General features: G+C 39.8%; 1 pseudogene. It reads right to left on the reverse strand.

From position 1 onward, the window contains the following. Window positions 1–342, reverse strand: a pseudogene (locus SH09_RS17270) (hypothetical protein); the annotation flags it as partial.

A 342-nucleotide genomic window follows, 5' to 3' on the forward strand; every position in this document is an offset into this window, starting at 1 on the left:
TCAACATCATTAAGCACGTCAGTATCTGATTCAGAAAGCGCAAGCACATCATTGAGCACATCAGTGTCTGATTCAGAAAGTGCGTCAACGTCATTAAGCACGTCAGTATCTGATTCAGAATCAGCAAGTACATCATTAAGTACATCAGTATCTGACTCAGAAAGTGCGTCAACATCATTGAGCACTTCAGTAAGTGATTCAGCAAGTACGTCACTAAGTACATCAGTAAGTGATTCAGAGTCAGCAAGTACATCATTAAGTACGTCAGTATCTGATTCAGAAAGTGCAAGTACATCATTGAGTACATCAGTGTCTGACTCAGAAAGTGCAAGCACATCATTA

It is taken from the genome of Staphylococcus gallinarum (assembly GCF_000875895.1).
In the GTDB taxonomy this organism is placed as follows: Bacteria; Bacillota; Bacilli; order Staphylococcales; family Staphylococcaceae; genus Staphylococcus; species Staphylococcus gallinarum.